Source organism: Herbaspirillum sp. WKF16 (genome assembly GCF_028993615.1).
Taxonomy (GTDB): Bacteria; Pseudomonadota; Gammaproteobacteria; order Burkholderiales; family Burkholderiaceae_D; genus Herbaspirillum.
Map to the genome: position 1 here is coordinate 1180822 of NZ_CP118632.1, position 18785 is coordinate 1199606.

Annotated in this window: 14 protein-coding genes; 5 read left to right on the forward strand and 9 right to left on the reverse strand. The window is 66.8% G+C overall.

Annotated features, from left to right (window positions below; genetic code table 11):
• Positions 1-6 precede the first annotated feature (6 nt).
• Genes Herbaro_RS05300 through bcsZ form a run of 3 tightly spaced genes read left to right on the forward strand, consistent with a single transcriptional unit; the run spans position 7 to position 6253 of the window.
• Positions 7-2292 (forward strand): cellulose biosynthesis cyclic di-GMP-binding regulatory protein BcsB, encoded by a 2286-nt coding sequence (locus Herbaro_RS05300; RefSeq protein ID WP_275012788.1) that lies wholly within the window; start codon positions 7-9, stop codon positions 2290-2292.
• Between the two features lie 11 nt (positions 2293-2303).
• On the forward strand, positions 2304-5063 hold the full coding sequence (locus tag Herbaro_RS05305) for a cellulose synthase subunit BcsC-related outer membrane protein (RefSeq protein ID WP_275012789.1): 2760 nt from the start codon (positions 2304-2306) through the stop codon (positions 5061-5063).
• A 56-nt stretch (positions 5064-5119) separates the two neighbouring features.
• Positions 5120-6253 (forward strand): cellulose synthase complex periplasmic endoglucanase BcsZ, encoded by a 1134-nt coding sequence (bcsZ, locus tag Herbaro_RS05310; RefSeq protein WP_275012790.1) that lies wholly within the window; start codon positions 5120-5122, stop codon positions 6251-6253.
• Positions 6254-7246: 993 nt separating this feature from the next.
• Here the strand turns inward: bcsZ and Herbaro_RS05315 are convergent.
• From Herbaro_RS05315 to Herbaro_RS05350, 8 genes are all read right to left on the reverse strand, one after another.
• Positions 7247-8566, reverse strand: a complete 1320-nt coding sequence (locus Herbaro_RS05315) for an MFS transporter (protein WP_275012791.1) — start codon at positions 8564-8566, stop codon at positions 7247-7249.
• A gap of 215 nt (positions 8567-8781) precedes the next feature.
• On the reverse strand, positions 8782-9534 hold the full coding sequence (locus Herbaro_RS05320; RefSeq protein ID WP_275012792.1) for an SDR family NAD(P)-dependent oxidoreductase: 753 nt from the start codon (positions 9532-9534) through the stop codon (positions 8782-8784).
• 93 nt (positions 9535-9627) lie between these two features.
• Positions 9628-10473, reverse strand: coding sequence for an ureidoglycolate lyase (locus tag Herbaro_RS05325; protein WP_275012793.1), 846 nt, complete (start codon positions 10471-10473; stop codon positions 9628-9630).
• A 297-nt stretch (positions 10474-10770) separates the two neighbouring features.
• On the reverse strand, positions 10771-11742 hold the full coding sequence (locus tag Herbaro_RS05330) for a chemotaxis protein (RefSeq protein WP_275013965.1): 972 nt from the start codon (positions 11740-11742) through the stop codon (positions 10771-10773).
• 93 nt (positions 11743-11835) lie between these two features.
• Positions 11836-13452, reverse strand: a complete 1617-nt coding sequence (locus tag Herbaro_RS05335; RefSeq protein ID WP_275012794.1) for a methyl-accepting chemotaxis protein — start codon at positions 13450-13452, stop codon at positions 11836-11838.
• 316 nt (positions 13453-13768) lie between these two features.
• Complete coding sequence (locus Herbaro_RS05340; protein ID WP_275012795.1) at positions 13769-14167, reverse strand: VOC family protein; 399 nt, start codon at positions 14165-14167, stop codon at positions 13769-13771.
• A gap of 7 nt (positions 14168-14174) precedes the next feature.
• Positions 14175-14870 (reverse strand): SDR family oxidoreductase, encoded by a 696-nt coding sequence (locus Herbaro_RS05345; protein WP_275012796.1) that lies wholly within the window; start codon positions 14868-14870, stop codon positions 14175-14177.
• A gap of 56 nt (positions 14871-14926) precedes the next feature.
• Positions 14927-16042: an alkene reductase gene (locus tag Herbaro_RS05350; protein WP_275012797.1), complete on the reverse strand. Its 1116-nt coding sequence runs from the start codon at positions 16040-16042 to the stop codon at positions 14927-14929.
• Between the two features lie 106 nt (positions 16043-16148).
• Between Herbaro_RS05350 and Herbaro_RS05355 the strand changes: the two genes are divergently transcribed.
• On the forward strand, positions 16149-17102 hold the full coding sequence (locus tag Herbaro_RS05355; protein ID WP_275012798.1) for a LysR family transcriptional regulator: 954 nt from the start codon (positions 16149-16151) through the stop codon (positions 17100-17102).
• 85 nt (positions 17103-17187) lie between these two features.
• A complete protein-coding gene (locus tag Herbaro_RS05360; RefSeq protein ID WP_275012799.1) occupies positions 17188-17979 on the forward strand; it encodes an SDR family NAD(P)-dependent oxidoreductase in 792 nt (263 codons plus the stop codon).
• A gap of 78 nt (positions 17980-18057) precedes the next feature.
• Here the strand turns inward: Herbaro_RS05360 and Herbaro_RS05365 are convergent, their stop codons facing one another.
• Complete coding sequence (locus Herbaro_RS05365; protein ID WP_275012800.1) at positions 18058-18744, reverse strand: glutathione S-transferase; 687 nt, start codon at positions 18742-18744, stop codon at positions 18058-18060.
• Positions 18745-18785 lie beyond the last annotated feature (41 nt).

Sequence of the window (18785 nt, forward strand, 5' to 3'; positions counted from 1 at the left end):
CCAACCATGACTTCGTCCAAGAGCCTGACCCGGCGCTTTTCCTTCCTTGTCGCGCTGCTGATCGCCGGCCTGCAACTGCCGGCGCAGGCGCAGCAGGCCGCGGCCCCGAGTAGCGCGGCGGCAGCCCCGGCCGTCGGCCAGTCCCGCGAAATTCGCCTGGCCGACCTGGGCGGCCGTCCGGGGCCGCTGCGCCTGACCCGCCTGGATGGCGCGGCGCAGCTGAGCATTCCCATTGCGCGCCGGGAGAACATCAAGTCGGCGGCGCTGCACCTGGTCTCGACCAACTCGATCGCCCTGAACAGCCGTTCGCAACTGGTGGTGCGCCTGAACGGGCACAGCATCGCCCAACTGCAGCTGTCCGCGCGCCAGCCGGAAATCACGGCCGACATCCGCCTCCCGGTGGAGCTGCTCAAGCCGGGCTACAACCAGCTGATCTTCCGCGTGGCGCAGCACAGCCAGGACACCCAGTGCGAAGATCCCAACGCGCCCGAGCTGTGGACCGAGATCGACACCACCCAGTCGACGCTGCGCCTGCAGTCCGAACTGCGGACGGTCGCGCCGCTGCTGGCGGACCTGAACGACCTGTTCGATCCCAAGCAGCACGCGCCGCAGAAGTTCAACATCGTCACCGCCGCGCACCCTGGCTCGGACGACGCGCTGTCGGCCGGCGGCATGGTGGCCCAGGGCATCGGTCTCAAGCTGCGCTACACGCTGCCGGCCATCGCCCAGGTGGATGCGCAGGCGGGCAGCGGCGCGGGTCCGGTGCCCGGCCTGCAGCTGGCCGGCCTGGCCAATGCCGACAACGTCCTGGTGGGGACGCTGGATGAATTGAAGCCCTTCCTCGATCCCAAGGTGGCGGCGCAGATCAAGGGCAGCTTCCTGGGCGTCTACCCGATGCCGGACGGCCAGCACGTGCTGCTGATCGTCTCCGGCAAGGACCAGCGCGAGGTGCGCCGCGCGGCCGAGGTGTTTGCCTGGCAGCACCTGGAGTTCCCGCAGCAGGCGCAATGGAACATCGCCGATTTCACGCCGCCGGAGCTGCCCAATTACCTGCCGCAATCGAACGTCTCGACCCAGGGCATCTACAGTTTCAAGCAGCTCGGTTTCAGCACCTCGCCGATCACCTCGGTGGCGCCGGCCGAGATCAACCTGAACCTGCCGCCTGACGTCTACGCGCAGGAAGACAGCCAGGCGGAGTTCCGCCTGAACTTCTCGCAAGGCGCGATGGTGAACTCCAGCATCGTCCTCAACCTGTACCTCAACGACGTGTTCCAGCGCACCATCTCGGTGGAGGACCGCCAGGGCGGCTTCTACGACAACTACCGGCTGGTGCTGCCGCTGCGCAATTTCAAGCCGGGCAACAACGTGCTGTCGTTCCGTCCGATCATCATGCCCAACCGCCAGTGCGACCAGACCGGCCCGCTCAACATGAGCCTGTTCGACGACTCGACGGTGAAGGTGCCTTATATCTACCGCTTCGCCCAGTTGCCGGACCTCTCGCGCTTCTCCAGTAGCGCCTTCCCCTACGTGACGCAGAGCGACGGCAGCCGCCTGGCGATGGTCGTGGCCGGCCGCGACAGCGCCACCATCGGCGCCGCCTGGACCTTGCTGGCCAAGGTCGCGCAAAAGCAGACGGTGCCGCTGGGCGCGGCCCAGGTCACCTTCGGCAAGCCGACGGTGAACCGCCACGCGCTGGTGGTGGGCGCGGTCGGCAGCCTGCCGCCCGAGCTGCTCAAGGACGCGCCATGGACGCTGGAGCAGAACCTGAGCTTCGCCGGCGCCTCGATCCCGATTGCCGTGCCGAGCACCGAGTCCAACTGGTTCCGCCAGCAGTTCCAGACCATCGCCGGCGCCAACCGCAGCAGCGCGGATTCCAGCTATCTCAATACCAGCGTCTCGGGCGACGCCAAGTTGAACCAGCAGCTGCTGGTGATGCAGTTCCGTTCCAGGGCGCTGGACGACAAGACCGCCACCGTGTTCGCCGCGGCCACGCCGGAACAGCTGCAACAGGGCATGGCGCAGCTGGTAGCGCCGGCCTGGTGGAACAACCTGGCCGGCGACGTCTCGCTGCTGTCGCTGGGCAAGCCCGAGGTGGCCACCCAGCGCATCGGCGCCACCTATGACGAGGGATCGATCGGCAAGGCCGAGTACCTGGGCTACATTGCCTCCAAGTACCCCTGGACCTGGTACGGCGTGGTGATGCTGGCGCTGCTGGTGCTGGCATGGCTGTGCTGGCGCCAGCTGCGCGCGCACCTGCGCCGCCGCCAGGGCAAGCGCAACGTCGACATCTGAACGGGCGGCGCATGAAGCTGATCAAGCATCCCGTCTGGCTGCTCGGCATGGCCGCCGCCGGCCTGCCGTGGCAGCACGCGCTGGCGCAGCAGCAGAGCAACGTGAGCAATGTGCAGCGCCAGGCGCAGCAGCTCGACGCCACGCGCGGGCAGGGCGAGGCCAAGGTCACGCAAGGCGAGGGCACGCGCGCCGCCCGCAGCGTGCAGCAGGAGTTGAAGCTGCGCGCCGAGCAGACCCGGCGCGACCTGGCCGAGACGCGCCGGCGCGAGCAGCAGGCCCTGCTGCCGCCGCCCCCAATCGGCGGAGCGTCCCCATCGTCATCCGAGAGCAGCGTCGATGAACGCCCCTTGTGGGACTTGTTGAAGCGCCGCGATCTGGCCGGCTTCGACCGCCAGCTGGCACGCGCGCGCGCGGCCCATCCCGCCTGGACGGCGCCGGCGAGCTTGCCGGCGGAACGTGCGCGGCTGCAGAAAGAGGGCGAGATCGAGCGCCTGTTCGCCTATGCCAGGACCGGCCCGGTCGGCCCGCTGAGCGCATCGCAGCTGCAGGCGCTGGTCGCGGCGCATCCGCAGGATTTCTCCTGCGCGCGCATCGACCGCCTGTGGGGCGCCGCCGAGATCTTCGCGCGCGCTGGCCGCAAGGACGCCGCCTTCGCGCTTTACCGTTCCGTCTTCCCCGATTGCAGCCCGGCGGCCAACCGCATCGCCACGCTCTACATGGCGCAGCAGGCGCTGGGCGCCGACAGCGAGATGCTGGCGCAACTGCTGGCGGCCGAAGCGGGCGGCCGGCGCGACGACGAGAGCGAGGCCAAATTCCAGCGCCTGCTCTACGACCGCCAGCTCACCCGCGTGGCAGCGCTCGACCCGGCCGGCGCCGACGCCCTGATGCTGGTGCCGGTCTTGTCGGACGCCATCCGCGGCTACCTGGATGCGCCGGCGGCCACGCTGGCCGGCTGGATCATGCTGGCCCACAACGACCTGGCCGAGGGCGCGGTGTGGTTCAACCGCGCGCGCCAATGGCAGCCGGGCAACGTGGATGCGCAGCTCGGCTTGCTGCAGATCCGCCTGCAGGCCGGCGACATCGCCGGCGCCGACAGGCTGCTGGCCGAGCCGGCGCTGGCGGCCGACCCGCGCGCCAAGGCGCAACGCGCGCGCCTGCAATTGCTGCGCGCCGACCGTTACAACCAGAACAAGGATTACGCCGCCAGCCTGGCCGCATTGGACGAGGCCGAGCGGCTGGGGGCGAGCAAGCGCCAGACTGCCTCCCTGCGTGGCTGGAACCTGTATGGCGGCGAACGCTATGAGGCGGCGGCGCAGATCTTTTCTTCCGAATACCGCGCCGCGCGCGATCCGCGCATGGCCGAGGGTTGGGCGCTGGCCGAGAACGCGCGCGGCCGCCTGGCGCTGCTGGCCGCCACGCCGGAGGCGCGGCAGGCGCCGTTGTCGGTTTATGTCTCTGCGCTGCAGAGCCAGCAGCTCTATTACCGCAAGCAATTCGTCGAAGCCGACAGCCTGCGCCAACGCACCGAGGACGACATCGCGGCCCAGCCCGAGGCGGATGCGATGCAGCTGCGCGAGGGCGTACAGGCCTACTTGCCGGACAATCTGCAAGGCGTGCGCGCGGCCTCGGTCACGGCCGGCGTGAGCTACTCCAACCACGCCGGCGCGGACGGCCAGGGCCATCTGGAAACCACCGCGCCCGCGCTGCGCGCACAATGGTTCGGCGGCGCCGATGGCGCCCGCCAATACGACCTGCGCTTGCGCGGCCTGCGCCTGGATGCCGGGCAGGCCTCGCCCGACGGCGTGGCGCGCGCGCTGGGCGTGCCGGCCGCGGCGACGCAGTCCGGTTTCGTCAACGTGCGCGAGCTGTGGTTCGGCGCGCAAGACAGCGTCTGGCTGACCGATGCCGGTCGCCTGGCCTGGCAGGCGGCCGCCGGCGTCACCGATGGCGGCGCCGGCGGAACCGAGCTGCACGGGCAGGCCGCGATCGGACAGCAGGCGCAGTGGGGCAACTGGTCGGTGTATGCCGGCAGCAATCCGGTGCGCGACTCGCTGCTCTCCTGGCGCGGCATGGCCTTGCCCGGCACCGGGCAATGGTGGGGCGACGTGCGGCGCAACGCGCTGGGCGCCAGGACGCTGGCGCAACTGGCGCCGCGCTGGAGCGCCGCGGCCAATGCCGAGCTGGCCGCCTTCGGCGGCCACAACGTGCAAGGCAACAGCGCGCTGGCATTGGACCTCGGTCTGGGTTACGACCTCAGGCTGGCCGGCTTCGATTACTTCAACCTCGGCCCGGCGCTGCATTACCTGCGCTACGACAATAACCAGAACCAGTACGGCTGGGGCCTGGGCGGCTACTACAGCCCGCAGCGTTCGGTCAGCGCCGGCATCGCCTCGCAGTTCATGACGCCGGAGGGTCGGCAGTCGCAGCTCTCGGGCAACCTGGAGCTGGGCTGGAACAGCGCCGCGGAGTCCGCCGCTTCCTGCCTGCCCGTGCCGTTCCGTTCGGTGGCGGCGTCCGCGGTCAATTGCGGTTATGCTGGCAGCAGCGACAGCGGCATCTACGCGCATGTGCAGCTGGCCGCGGTCAGGCAACTGGCGCCGCGCTGGCAACTGGGCGTGCTGGGCGACCTCAACCTCACGCCCGGACGCGACCGGCAATACGCGGCCATGCTGTTTGTCCGTTACTTCTTCGAGGATCGCGCCGCCGTCTTCAGCCGCGACCTGCCGAAGACCACGCGCGATTTCGCCGGACAGCTGGACGATGGACGATGACACCTTATTCATTCAAACGGCGGCTCCTGCTGCAAGCGGGCGCCGCTGCGGCGCTCGTGACCCTCTGGCCCGGCCTGGCCGCTGACGCGGCCGCGCAGGCCTGCCCGGCCGGCTGGCCGCAGTGGGATGCGTTCGCGCGACGCCACGTGCAGGCCGACGGCCGCGTTGTCGACTTCTCGGTCCCCGAGCAGCAGAGCACCTCCGAGAGCCAGTCCTACGGCATGTTCTTCGCGCTGGCCGCCAACGACCGCGCGCGCTTCGCCGCGATCTGGCGCTGGAGCCGCGACAACCTCGGTGCCGGTTCCGACAAGCTGCCGGCCTGGCAATGGGGCCGGCGCGAGGGCGGCAGCTTCGGCGTGATCGATCCCAACGCCGCGTCCGACGCCGACCTCTGGTTCGCCTATGCGCTGCTGGAGGCGGCCCGCCTGTGGCAGATGCCCGACTACCTGAAGGCCGGCATGGCGCTGCTGGGCCAGGTCAAGGCGCAGGAGGTGCGGGTGATGGGCGATCTGGGGCCGATGCTGTTGCCGGGGCCGGTCGGCTTCGAGGCTGGCCGCGAACGCTGGCGCCTCAATCCCAGCTATCTGCCCTTGCCGCTGCTGCGCCGTTTCGCCGCGGTCGATCCGTCCGGCCCGTGGACGGCGATGGTCCAGGGCGCGGCCAGGCTGGCGACGCAATCGGCGCCGCAGGGCTTCGCGCCGGACTGGGTGATCTATGACGCAGGCAAGGGCTTCCAGCCCGACAGCGAGCGTTCCGTGCTCGGCAGCTACGACGCCATCCGCGTGTATCTCTGGGCCGGCGTGACCAACGACGGCGATCCGCTGGTGGCTGCCGTGCGCAACGCGCTGGCGCCGATGACGCGCGCCGTGGTCAGCTACGCGGCCCCGCCGGAAAAGATCAACACCGTCACCGGCGCGCCGGAAGGGCGTGGCCCGATCGGTTTTTCCGCCGCCTTGCTGCCCTGGCTGAAGGCCACCGGCGCGGCGGACGCGCTGGCCGCGCAAGAGGCGCTGGTGCGTGAAAAATGGCAGACCTGGTCGCGCGCGGCGCATCCCGCGGGCGCTGCGGGCGACGGCGAGTTCAACTACTACAACAGCGTGCTGAGCTTGTTCGGCTGGGGTTGGCTGCAGGGGCAGTATCGTTTCGACGCGGCGGGGCAGGTGACGCCGGCTTGGGCTTGCGCGGCCTGAGTGCCGGTTGGCGCACACCAGAACGGCACCGGGTTCCTGCTTTCGCAGGAACGACAGGGTGTGAGGTGATTCCACCCGCTGGCGATATAAGCGCTCTCCTGCCTGTCGTCCCCCGCGAAAGCGGAGACCCATTGACGTTCGTCGCACACTAAAGAACCCCGTTCGGGCTGAGTAGCCGCGCAGCGGCGTATCGAAGCCTGTTCTGATCCCGTCGAATTTCAACCGCAAATACATCGGCTTCGATACGCCGTTTCACGGCTACTCAGCCCGAACGGAAGATGGATGACGCGCACCGAACGACACTGGGTTCCTGCTTTCGCAGGAACGACAGGGTGTGAGGTGATTCCACCCGCTGGCGATATAAGCGCTCTCCTGCCTGTCGTCCCCCGCGAAAGCGGAGACCCATTGACGTTCGTCGCACACCAAAGAACCCCGTTCGGGCTGAGTAGCCGCGCAGCGGCGTATCGAAGCCTGTCCTGATCCCGTCGAATTTCAACCGCCAATACATCGACTTCGATACGCCGTTTCACGGCTACGCAGCCCGAACGGAAGATGGATGACGCGCACCGAACGGCACTGGGTCCCTCCTTTCGCAGGAACGACAGGGTGTGAGGTGATTCCACCCGCCGGCGATATAAGCGCTCTCCTGCCTGTCGTCCCCGCGAAAGCGGGGATCCAGCGACGTTCGTCGCACACCAAAGAAATCCGTTCGGGCTGAGTAGCCGCGCAGCGGCGTATCGAAGCCTGTCCTGATCCTGTCGAATTTCAACCGCAAATACATTGGCTTCGATACGCCGTATCACGGCTACTCAGCCCGAACGGAGGATGGAGGAAGCGCACCGAACGGCACTGGGTTCCTGCTTTCGCAGGAACGACAGGGGGTGAGGTGATTCAACCCGCTGGCGATATACGTTCCCTGCTTTCCCGTCGTCCCAAAGACAAAACCCGCCATCAGGCGGGTTTCGTCATTGCAGCGCTACAGGAAGCAAAGCCTCATTTCTGCGCCGGCTCGCGGAAGTAGATCCGGCGCGGCAGTGCCCACAGCAGCAGGGCGGCGCCCACCGCGCACTCCAGCGCGACCACGTACAGGCCGATGGCGGGGCTGCCGGTGATGTCGCGGATCTTGCCGACCATGTAGGGCGTGATGATGCCGCCCAGCTGTCCCACCGAGTTGATCAGCGCGATGCCGGCCGCCGCTGCCGCGCCCGAGAGCACGCGCGGGGGCAGGATCCAGAACAGGCCGATGCCGGCGATGATGCCGGTGGCGGCCGCCGACAGCGCGATCACCAGGATCAGCGTGTTGCTGCCGAAGTAGGCCGCGGCGGCGTAGCCGACGCCGCCCAGCAGCGCGCAGCAGGCCAGGTGCCAGCGGCGTTCGCCGGTGCGGTCGGAACTGCGGCCGATGAAGATCATGCCCAGGCCGGCGCAGATGTAGGGCAGCATCGAGATCAGGCCGATGATGAAGGTGTCGTCGGTGCCGGCGCTCTTGATCAGCTGCGGCATCCAGAACACCAGGCCATAGATGCCGGAAGCCAGCACCAGGTAGATCAAGGACATGACGATGGTGGTCGGCTGCTTCAGCGCGGCGCCGAAGGAATGCACGGCTTCGCTCTTGGGCTCGGCAGCGAGGCGGTCGATCAGCAGCTTCTTTTCTTCAGGCTTGAGCCAGCGGGCATCTTCGATCTTGTCGTCGATCACCAGGAAGCACACCACGCCCAGCAGGATCGAGGGGATGCCTTCCAGCACGAACAGCCACTGCCAGCCATGCATGCCGGCCATGCCGTGGGTCCACTTCATGATGCCGCCGGAGAGCGGGCCGCCGATGATGCCGCACACGGCGATGGCCGCCATGAACAGCGAGTTGATGCGGCCGCGGCGCACCGAAGGGAACCAGTTGGTGAAGAAGTACAGCGCGCCCGGCACGAAGCCGGCTTCCAAGAGACCGATCAGGAAGCGCAGCACATAGAAGCTGGCCTCATTGCTGACGAACATCATCGCCGCCGAGGCGATGCCCCAGGTGACCATGATGCGCGCGATCCAGCGCTTGGGGCCGACGCGGTGCAGGATCATGTTGCTCGGCACCTCGAACAGGAAGTAGCCGACGAAGAAGATGCTGGCGCCCAGGCCGTAGACCGCGTCGGAGAAGCCGAGGTCGGTCTGCATCTGCAGTTTGGCGAAGCTGATGTTGACGCGGTCGAGGTAAGCGAACACGAAGCAGATCATCAGCAGCGGCACGAAGCGCAATGTGATCCTGCGGTACAGGCTGGATTCTTGTAGTTCCGACGCGGTGGCCGGGTAGGGTACTGCTGCCATGGTATGTCTCTCCTTGAAAGGTCTTGTTAAAACCGGAAGGCGCAAAAGTCCACCGCCGCGATGTTCGCGGAGGAACCGATGTTGTTATGTTTTTAGGGGGTGGCGGACGGAAGGACTCCGTCCGCCGGATGCTGCTTTCTAATACTTGTTATTGCGCTGCTTGCCTGGCCGCGGCGTGTCCCCGTGCGGCCGGCCGGCGTTGCCGGATCGCGTGATCAGTAGGTCGCGCGGCCGCCCGAGAGGTCGAACACCGAGGCGGTGGTGAAGGAGTTTTCTTCCGACACCAGCCAGGCCACCATCGCGGCCAGCTCTTCCACCTTCAGGAAACGCGCGCGCGGGATCTTCGACAGCATGTAGTCGATGTGCGCCTGGGTGCACTGCTCCAGGATGCGGGTTTGCGCGGCGGCCGGGGTGATCGCATTGACGGCGATGTTCTTGGTCGCGGTTTCCTTGCCCAGGCTCTTGGTCAGGGCGATCAGGCCGGCCTTGGCGGCGCTGTAGGCCGAGGCGGTCGGATTGCCTTCCTTGCCGGCGATCGAGGCGACGTTGACGATGCGGCCGTAGTTCTGCGCGATCATGCGCTGGACCACCACCTGGTTCACGTAGAAGGTGCCGTTCAGGTCGATGTCGATCACGCGGCGCCATTCTTCCGGCGAGTAATCGGCCACCGGATTGTTCTGGCCGGCGATGCCGGCGCTGTGCACCAGGATGTCGATCGACTGGGTCACCTTCTCGGTGGCTTCAATGGCCTTCTTGACGTCGGCTTCACTGGAAATGTCGACCTTGATGGTCTCGACGTTGCCCAGCGCTTCCAGCTTGGAGCGCGCTTCGGCCAGGGCCTTCTCGTCCATGTCCCACAGCACGACCTTGGCGCGGCCCTGCAGCAGGCGCTCTGCAACCGCGTAGCCGAAGCCTTGCGCGCCGCCGGTGATGATGGCGCTGCGGCCCTGGAAATCGTATTGATTCATTGTGTGCTCCTTCTCGTGATTCTGAGGTTGGTCGGCGCGGGCCGCAGGGGCCCGCGCATTGTTCTTATTCTTGGAGTGGCAGACGCGCCGCGCTTAGGCGTTGACGGTCTTCTGCTGCTGCTCGCCCAGGCCGTCGATGCCCAGGCGCATGACCTGGCCGGCGCACAGGTACACGGCTTCCGGCTTGACGCCCATGCCCACGCCCGGCGGCGTGCCGGTGGAGATGACGTCGCCCGGCTGCAGGCTCATGAACTTGGAGAGGTAGGCGATCACGTGCGCCACGCCGAAGATCATGGTGCTGGTGTTGCCGTTCTGGTAGCGCTTGCCGTCCACTTCCAGCCACATGCCCAGCTTCTGCGGGTCGGCGACTTCGTCGCGGGTGACCAGCCACGGGCCGATCGGGCCGAAGGTGTCGCAGCCCTTGCCCTTGTCCCAGGTGCCGCCGCGCTCGATCTGGTATTCGCGCTCGGAAACGTCGTTGACCACGCAATAGCCGGCCACGTGCGAGAGGGCATCCTTCTCGTCGATGTAGGCGCCGCCCTTGCCGATCACCACGCCCAGCTCGACTTCCCAGTCGGTCTTCTTGGAGCCGCGCGGGATCTTTACGTCGTCATTGGGGCCGACCACGGCGGAGGTCCACTTGTTGAACACCACTGGCTCGGCCGGGATGGGCAGGTTCGATTCGGCGGCGTGATCGGCGTAGTTCAGGCCGATGCAGATGAATTTGCCGATGTTGCCGACGCAGGCGCCGATGCGCGGATTGCCGTCCACCACGGGCAGGCTGTTGATGTCCAGCGCGCGGATCTTGGCCAGGGTCGCATCGTCCAGTGCGGCGCCGTTGACGTCCTTGATATGGGCGGACAGATCGCGGATCTTGCCGGCCTGGTCCAGGATGCCGGGCTTTTCTTGCCCAACCGGGCCGTAGCGGAGTAATTTCATCGTGATTCCTCAATAGATAGGTTGTCTCAAATCGGCGCCGGCGGCGCGCCGCGGCTATCCGGGCGCACTGTGGACCTTATCGTTTTGCGGATTGGATAATACCAGTTTATTGGTAAGACCAATAGATCGAGGGGGATAAGTTTTGGTTATCTGCTGATTCCCGACCGCCGGCATTGCGCCCGCCGTCGGCGCAGGCAGTGTGCGCAGCGCCTTCCTGTTCCGCCAAGAAAAATGCCCGCAATCGCGCGGGCATTTTTTGCGGAGTGCTGCGTGACCTGGGCCAGGCCGTGCCGGGTGCTAGCGGTTCGCGCCGAGCACCTTCTGCACCACCCCGGCGAAGTCCGACGGCGAGAACTTGGCGATGTAGCCGTCGGCGCCCACGGTCTTGACGTGGTCTTCGTTGGCGCTGCCGGTCAGGGAGGAGTGGATCACGACCGGGATCTGCTTGAGCTTGTCGTGCGTCTTGATCTTCCGGGTCAGGGTGAAGCCGTCCATTTCCGGCATCTCCAGATCGGTCAGGATCAGCGCGACCTTGGCGGCGACGCTGCAGCCCTCGCTTTCCGCTTCGCGCGCCAGGGCTTGCAGCTTGTCCCAGGCTTCCCGTCCGTTCTTGGCCATCACGAAGGGCAGCTTGAGTTCATTGAGGCTGCCTTCGATCAGCGCGCGCGCCACGCGTGAATCGTCTGCGGCCAGCACCACGGAACCCGGCGGCAGCTGCAGCGGCTGCTCGTCCTGCGGCAAGCCCAGCGACTTGTCCTGGCTGGGCGAGACGATCTCCAGGATATGCTCCACATCCAGCACCTGGACCAGGGTGTGCTTGCCTTCGCTGGTCTCCAGGCGCGCGACGCTGGTCACCACATCGCTGACGCTTTGCGACTCGGCGGGCAGCACCTGGGTCCAGTCGAGGCGGGCGATGTCCTCGACCGATTGCACCGCGAAGGCCTGCGTGTGGCGGGCGAACTCGGTGATCAGCAGGATGCCCGGCTCTTCCGGCGAGACGCAGCCGGCGATCGACGGCAGGTCGATGACCGGCATCACTTCGCCGCGCACATTGGCCATGCCCATGAGCGGCGGACGCATGCCTGCCGGCTTGATGATGTTCATGGCCGGCACGATCTCGCGCACCTTGAAGACGTTGATGCCGAACAGCTCGCCCTCGCCGCCGGCATTGTCGCCGGCCGGGCGTCCCAGGCGGAACAGCAGCAGCTCGAACTTGTTGTTGGCGGTGAGGTTGGTGCGCTCGTCGATTTCTTGTTGAAAGGAATCCATCATCTTCTCTCGTCAGGTATTGTCCCGTTGACCGGCTCCCCGCCGGCATCCTTGTTCTTCATTGCACCCGGCGCCGTCCGGCGCGCCGGGGTTTCACGCCACTTGCAATTCCATGTATTGCGGGGTGATGTTGATCTCGCGGTGCTCCGCGTCCATCTGCACCTGGCTCAGCTTGAAGGCGCCGACCAGCTCGCTCAGGTGTTCCGCCTGCTGGCTCATGGATTGCGATGCCGCGGCGGCCTGCTCGACCAGCGCCGCGTTTTGCTGGGTGTTCTGGTCAAGCTGCGAGATGGCCTCGTTGACCGCCGTGATGCCCTCGGTCTGCGCCTGGCTGGAGTGGCTGATCTCGGCCACGATGCCGGTCACGCGCTGCACGCTGGCCACCACTTCGCTCATGGTGCCGCCGGCTTCGCGCACCAGGCGGCTGCCATCGGCCACGCTGGTCACGGAATGATCGATCAGCTCCTTGATCTCCTTGGCGGCCGACGCAGAACGTTGGGCCAGCGAACGCACCTCGGAGGCCACCACCGCGAAGCCGCGACCCTGTTCGCCCGCGCGGGCGGCTTCCACCGCGGCGTTCAGCGCGAGGATGTTGGTCTGGAAGGCGATGCCGTCGATCACGCCGATGATGTCCACGATCTTCCTGGAGGCGTCGTCGATCACGCCCATGGTCGTCACCACCTGGTTCACGGCATCGCCGCCCTTGGTGGCGATCGACGAAGCCGAGTCCGCCAGTTGCTTGGCCTGCTGCGCGTTCTCGGCATTGCGGCGCACCGTCAGGATCAGCTCCTCCATCGCGGCCACGGTCTTCTCCAGCGTATCGGCCTGCTGTTCGGTGCGCTCGGACAGGTTCAGGTTGCCCGAGGCGATTTCGGCCGAGGCGCCGGCGATGGTGTGGGTGCCGATGCGCACCTGCTGCACCAGCGAAGCCAGCTTGTCGCGCATGATGCGGATCTCGAACAGCAGGCTGGAGTCATCCTGCTCGCCCGTCTCCACCGCCGTGGACAGCTCGCCATGGGCGATGCGCCCGGCGATCTCCACCGCGTAGGCCGGCTCGCCGCCCAGTTGCGTGAGCAGGCTCTTGCGGATCAGCCATGCGGTCAGGACCGAGACGGCGAGGATGACTGCGGTCCAGGCCATGATCAGGCGCAGCGATTCGGTAAACAGCGATTCGGCGTAGTCGGTGGCCTGGTCGGCCGCCTTCTGCTGGGATTTCAGCAGGACGTCGATGTCCTGCACGATCTGGCGGCGCAAGGGGCTGCACTCTTTCACGAGGAAGGTGCCGAATTCGCTCATCTGTCCAGCCTCCCGGTATTTTCGTGGGCGCTTGAGTTCCTCGGCCATGGCCAGCAATCCGGCCTTGACCTTGGCGAACTGCGGGTCGTCGCGGAATTCGGGTTCCAGCCTGGCCAGCGCGTCCAGGTAGAGCGCCTTTTGCTCGTCCAGGATCGCCAGCTCCCTCGAGGCTTCGCGCTCGTCCTGGAAGATGAAGGCGTTGCGTGCGGCCATGCCGGTCTGGTCGAGCGCTTCCCGGGCTTCGTACATCGGGTCCAGCCTGGTGTCGTGAATCTTGTCCAGGTGCTTGACCGCGTGCGAGATCGCATTCATGCGGACCAACGCGAAGGACACCAGCACAATCATCAGCACGATCAGGATACCGAATCCCAGCCGCAGCTGGGTGCCGATCTTGAGACTTCTCAGGTGTTTCATTTCAACCCCGCCATTCGAATTGTTGGAGGAAGGCCTGTCGCCATGGGCGCCCGGCATTCGGCGTCGAGGGTTCGCCCGACGGGGCGGCCGCTTATCGATGACGCCCAATGGGATTCTTGGTCAAGCCCGGCGCGGCGACAATGGGGGTTTTCCTGATGGGCTCCGGGATGCGGCGTCGCGGGCAACGCTTGCCGGGAGGAATTGTTTGGCGGGAGGAATGAAAGGCGTACGAAGCGAATCGTTTTCCTGATCGCAATCCGGAAAGCGGCCCGCCCGGCGCCTTCTGGCGCGAAGCCTCGGCGGTCGTGCCGCCGGCCTAGGCCAGGTGCTCGGCCGCGATCACGAATTCGACCGTGACCGCCGGCGCCAGCGTGACGAAGAGCTGCCGCTCCTGCAGCGCGCCGGCGCCGGAGAGCTGGTACGGCACCTGCCGCTCGCGCAGGCGCCGCAGCAGCTTTTGCCACTCCGGCGCGCTGTCGATGCGCAGGGCCATGTGATCAATGCGGGCCGCCGGCCGGCCGTTGGCGACACCGGCATCGGCTTGCGCCTCCGGGCGTTCGATCAGGTGCAGCACCGGCAGCCGGCCCAGGTACAGCCAGTGCCCGGCCACGCCGAACGCCGGTCGCGCGCCTTCCTCCATGCCGGCGACTTCGACGAAGAAATCGCGCAGGCAGGCGCAGTCCGAGGCCACGATGGTGATGTGGTCGAGTTGCATGGCCGTCTTACAGCAAGCCGCCGCCGTCCACGTCGACTACGCTGCCGGTCATGAAGCCGTTTTGCATCAGCATCAGGTAAGCCTGCGCCAGGTCGGCGCCCTGGCCGACGCGGCCCACCGGCAGGTTGGCGCCGGCGCGCGCGGCCATGGCCTTGCGGTCGGCCTCGCTCATCTCGCCCCACATGCCGGTCTCCACCATGCCGGGACTGACGACGTTGACGCGCAGCGGCGCCAGTTCCTTGGCCAGGGTCTTGGCCATGATGTCGGTCGCGGCGTTCATGGTGGCCTTGACCAGCGCGCCCGGCGCGGCCTTGCGCGCCAGCAGGCCCGAGGTCAACGTGATCGAGCCGGCGCGGTTGATGCTGCCCAGGGCGCGCTGCGCCACGCGCATCTGGCCGAAGAACTTGACGTTGAAGGCGGCCATGGCGTCGGCCATCTTCAGGTCGGCCAACCTGGCCGAGCCGATCACCGGTCCGGCCGTGACGACCAGGTGGTCGATGGCGCCGATGCCGTCGAACAGGCGGGCCACCGAGGCGTCGTCGCCGATGTCGACTTGCATCGTCGCGATCGAGGCCGGGAAATCGGCGGGGGGCGCACGGCGGCCGGCGGCGATCACGCGCGCGCCTGCGGCTGCCGCCTGTTCAGCCACTGCGCGGCCGATGCCGGACAAGCCGCCGATGACGAGCACTGTGGTGTCTTTCATGATGGTTCTCCTGATGAGGTATGGATGGATTGTCGGATAACGATGGTCAACGGCGCTCAGGCCGCGACCGCCTCCGGCAGCGCCGGGTAGTCGGTGTAGCCGCGCTCGCCGCCGCCGAACAAGGTGGCGCCGTCGAAGTCGGCCAGCGGCAGGTCTTCGGTCAGGCGGCGCGGATAGTCGGGATTGGCGACGAAGGGCCGGCCGAAGGCGACCAGGTCCGCGTAGCCGCGGCCGAGCACCCATTGCGCGCGCGCCTTGTTGTAATTGCCGGCCACGATGATGGGTCGGGCGAAGCGCTCGCGCAGTTGTTGGCGGAAGCTCTCGGTGAATTCCGGCGCGTCGTCCCAGTCCGCTTCCACCAGGTGCAGGTAGGCGATGCCGCGCTCCTGCAGAAACGCGGCCGCGTCCAGGATGGTCGGCAGGATGTCCGGGCAATCCATGCCGCGCGTGGTCAGGAAGGGCGCCAGGCGGATCGCCGTGCGATGCGCGCCGACTTCGCCGGCCACGGCGTCGACCACTTCCCTGAGAAAGCGCAGCCGGTTCTCGCGCGTGCCGCCGTATTCGTCGGTGCGCTGGTTGGAGGTGGTGCGCAGGAACTGGTCGACCAGGTAGCCGTTGGCGCCGTGGATCTCGACGCCGTCGAATCCGGCCGCGATGGCGTTGCGCGCCCCCTGGCGGAAGTCCTCGACGATGGCGGCGATCTCGTCGCGCTGCAGTTCGCGCGGGGTCGGGCAATCCACCATGGCGCCCACGCCGGTGGCGGCGTCGACCTTCCAGATCTGCCCGTCGAACGGTATCGCCGAGGGCGCCACCGGCAGCGCGCCGTCGTGGAAATCGGGATGGGACATGCGGCCGACGTGCCACAGTTGCAGGAAGATGCGGCCGCCGGCCCGGTGCACCGCGTCGGTCACCAGGCGCCAGCCGCGCACCTGCTCCTGGCTGTAGATGCCGGGAGTGAACGAGTATCCCTTGCCTTGCGGCGAGATTTGCGCGGCTTCGCTGACGATCAGCGCGGCCGAGGCCCGTTGCGCGTAGTAGGCGGCGTTGAGGGCATTGGGCACGTCGCCCGGTTGCGTGCTGCGGGCGCGCGTCATGGGCGCCATCACGATGCGGTGCGGCAGGGTGGCGTCGCCGACGGTGAGCGGGGCCAGCAGGGGTGAGATCGATTGCATGGAAGACTCCAGGAAAGTTTGAACTGGGTCGATTATGCGAATGCGGCGAAAATTTGATAATTGGTCTAGTATTTGATGCATTATCAAAAATAACAAAATAATTACGATGCAAAACTTGGGAGATATTCGTCTGTTTGTCGAAGCGGCCAAGCTCGGCAGCCTGTCGGCCGCCGGCCGCAAGATGGGCCTCTCGCCGGCTGCCGCCAGCGCCCGCCTGGTCAAGCTGGAAGCCGCGCTCAACACGCGGCTGTTCGAGCGCACCACGCGCCGGCTGCGCCTCACCGCCGAGGGCGCCATGTACCTGGCGCACTGCCAGCAGGCCATCGACGCCCTGGACGACGCCCATGCGGCGCTGCAGGCCGGGCGCAGCGCCGTCAGCGGCAAGCTGCGCATCGCCGCCACTTCCGACTTCGGCCGTCATGTGCTGCGCGGCTGGCTGGAGGAGTTCAACCGGCTTCATCCGCACATCACGCTGGCGCTGATCCTGGGCGACGCGGTCGCCGACCTGCTGCAGGACGACCTTGATCTCGCCATCCGCTTCGGCGTGCCGCAGAACAGCTCGATGGTGGCGCGGCCGCTGGCGTTCAATCGCCGGGTGCTGTGCGCGGCGCCGGCCTATGTGGCCGCGCGCGGCATGCCGGCGCATCCTGATGAGCTGCACCGCTTCGATTGCATCGTGCTGTCCTCCGCCTCGGGCACGGCCAACGAGTGGCGCTTCGAGCGCGACGGGCAAGTGCGGGACTTCATCGTGCCCACCGCCGGCGCGCGCGAAACCAACGACGGCGCCGTCGCCCGCGAGTGGGCGATCGATGGCCACGGCATCGCCATGAAGTCGGTCTGGGACATCGGCGCCGACCTTCAGGCCGGCCGTTTGCAGGTGCTGCTGCCGGACTGGCGCACGCCGGACGCGCCGGTGCACGCCCTGTACCAGCGCACCCGCTACATGGCGCCGCGCGTGCGCGCCTTGCTGGATTTCCTGGTGGAACGCTTCGAGCAGGCCGGGGTCGAGCTGGAGGCCATCCTGCCGCAATCGGCCCGGGAGGGTGGGGGGACTTCCTGATACAGTGGCGCTGCTGCCGGGATGGCGAGCATCCGTTTCATCGCGCCTTCGCGGCATCTTCCGCAGCCAACCAAGGAGAATCGACATGGACTTGCAACTCAAGGGCAAACTGGCCCTGGTAAGCGGCAGTACGGCGGGCATCGGCTACGCGATCGCGCGCACCCTGGCCCAGGAGGGCGCGAACGTTATCGTCAACGGCAGGACGCAGGCGGGGGTGGATGAGGCGGTGGAGCGCATCCGCTCGGAGACCAAGGGCACGGTGCAGGGCTTCGCCGCGGACCTGAGCCAGGCCGATGCCGCGCATGAGGTGGCGCGGCGCCATCCGGGCATCGAGATCCTGGTCAACAATCTCGGCATTTTCGAGCCCAAGGCCTTCGAGGATATTCCAGACGAGGACTGGCAGCGCTTCTTCGACGTCAATGTCTTGAGCGGCGTGCGCCTGGCGCGTTTGGTGCTGCCGGAAATGAAGCGCGCGAACTGGGGGCGCATCGTCTTCATCTCCAGCGAAAGCGCGGTGCAGATTCCCACCGAGATGATCCATTACGGCATGACCAAGACCGCCCAGCTGGCGGTGTCGCGCGGGCTGGCGGAGTCGGTCGCCGGCACCGGCATCACGGTCAACAGCGTGCTGCCCGGCCCGACCAAATCGCGAGGCGTGGGCGACTTCGTCGAAGGCATGGCGCGCTCCAGCGACAAGAGCTTCGAGCAGGTCGAGGCGGAGTTCTTCGACCATGTCCGCCCGACCTCGCTGATCAAGCGCTTCGGCACCCCGCAGGAGGTGGCCTCGCTGGTCGCCTACGTGGTCAGCCCGCTGGCTTCCGCCACCACCGGCGCGGCGCTGCGTGTTGATGGCGGCGTCATCAAGAGCGCGTTTTGACCACCGGCGACAGCTGAGATGATCCACCGGCCCCCGCGCGCCGATGCGCGGGGCCGCATTGCCGCTTCAAGCCACCGTTTAAAATCCCATTCGGCGAAGATCTTCCGCTTCGAAATCCTGGCCGCTGCGGTTCTTGACGGCAGGCAGTTCTGCCACCCTGGCTCGCCACGCCTTGAGCTGCGCCAGTTCGTCGGCGATCTGAATGCCGGCGGCGTCGGCGAATGCCAGGCCCGCGAAGACCGTGATGTCGGCCATCGAGAAATTGTCGCCGGCGACGAACGGATGCTCGCGCAAGACCTGGTCGAAGTAGCACATGCCCCTGATTGCCCTGTCGCGTTCGCGTTCGCCCCATTGCTTGCGATGTTCCCATTGCGGGCTCTTGTGTTTCTGCAGCGCCGGGCCCAGGCCTGGGGTGGCGTGATGGAAATAGATTCCCACGGCATCCAGCAATTCGCTTTCGGCGCGCCGCTGCATCATGTGAATCAGCCCTTTCTCCCTGGGTGTGCTGCCGGTCAGGACAGGATTGCCGTCGAGATTGTCCAGGTATTCCGTAATCGCAGTGCTCTCGGCGATCAGGGTGCCATCGTCCAGCTCCAGCAGGGGGAGTACGCCGGAAGGATTCTTGGCCAGGAAGGCATCCTCCTTGTGCTGTGCGCCAATGAGGTCCACGGATTCAAAGGTGACCTTGGCGTCAAGTCCCTTTTGTGCAAGAACGATGCGGATCCTGGCGGGATTGGGAAAGCCGGGGCGATCATAAATCTTCAATTTGAAACTCCTTGTTATCTATCTATCGGTAGATAGACGAT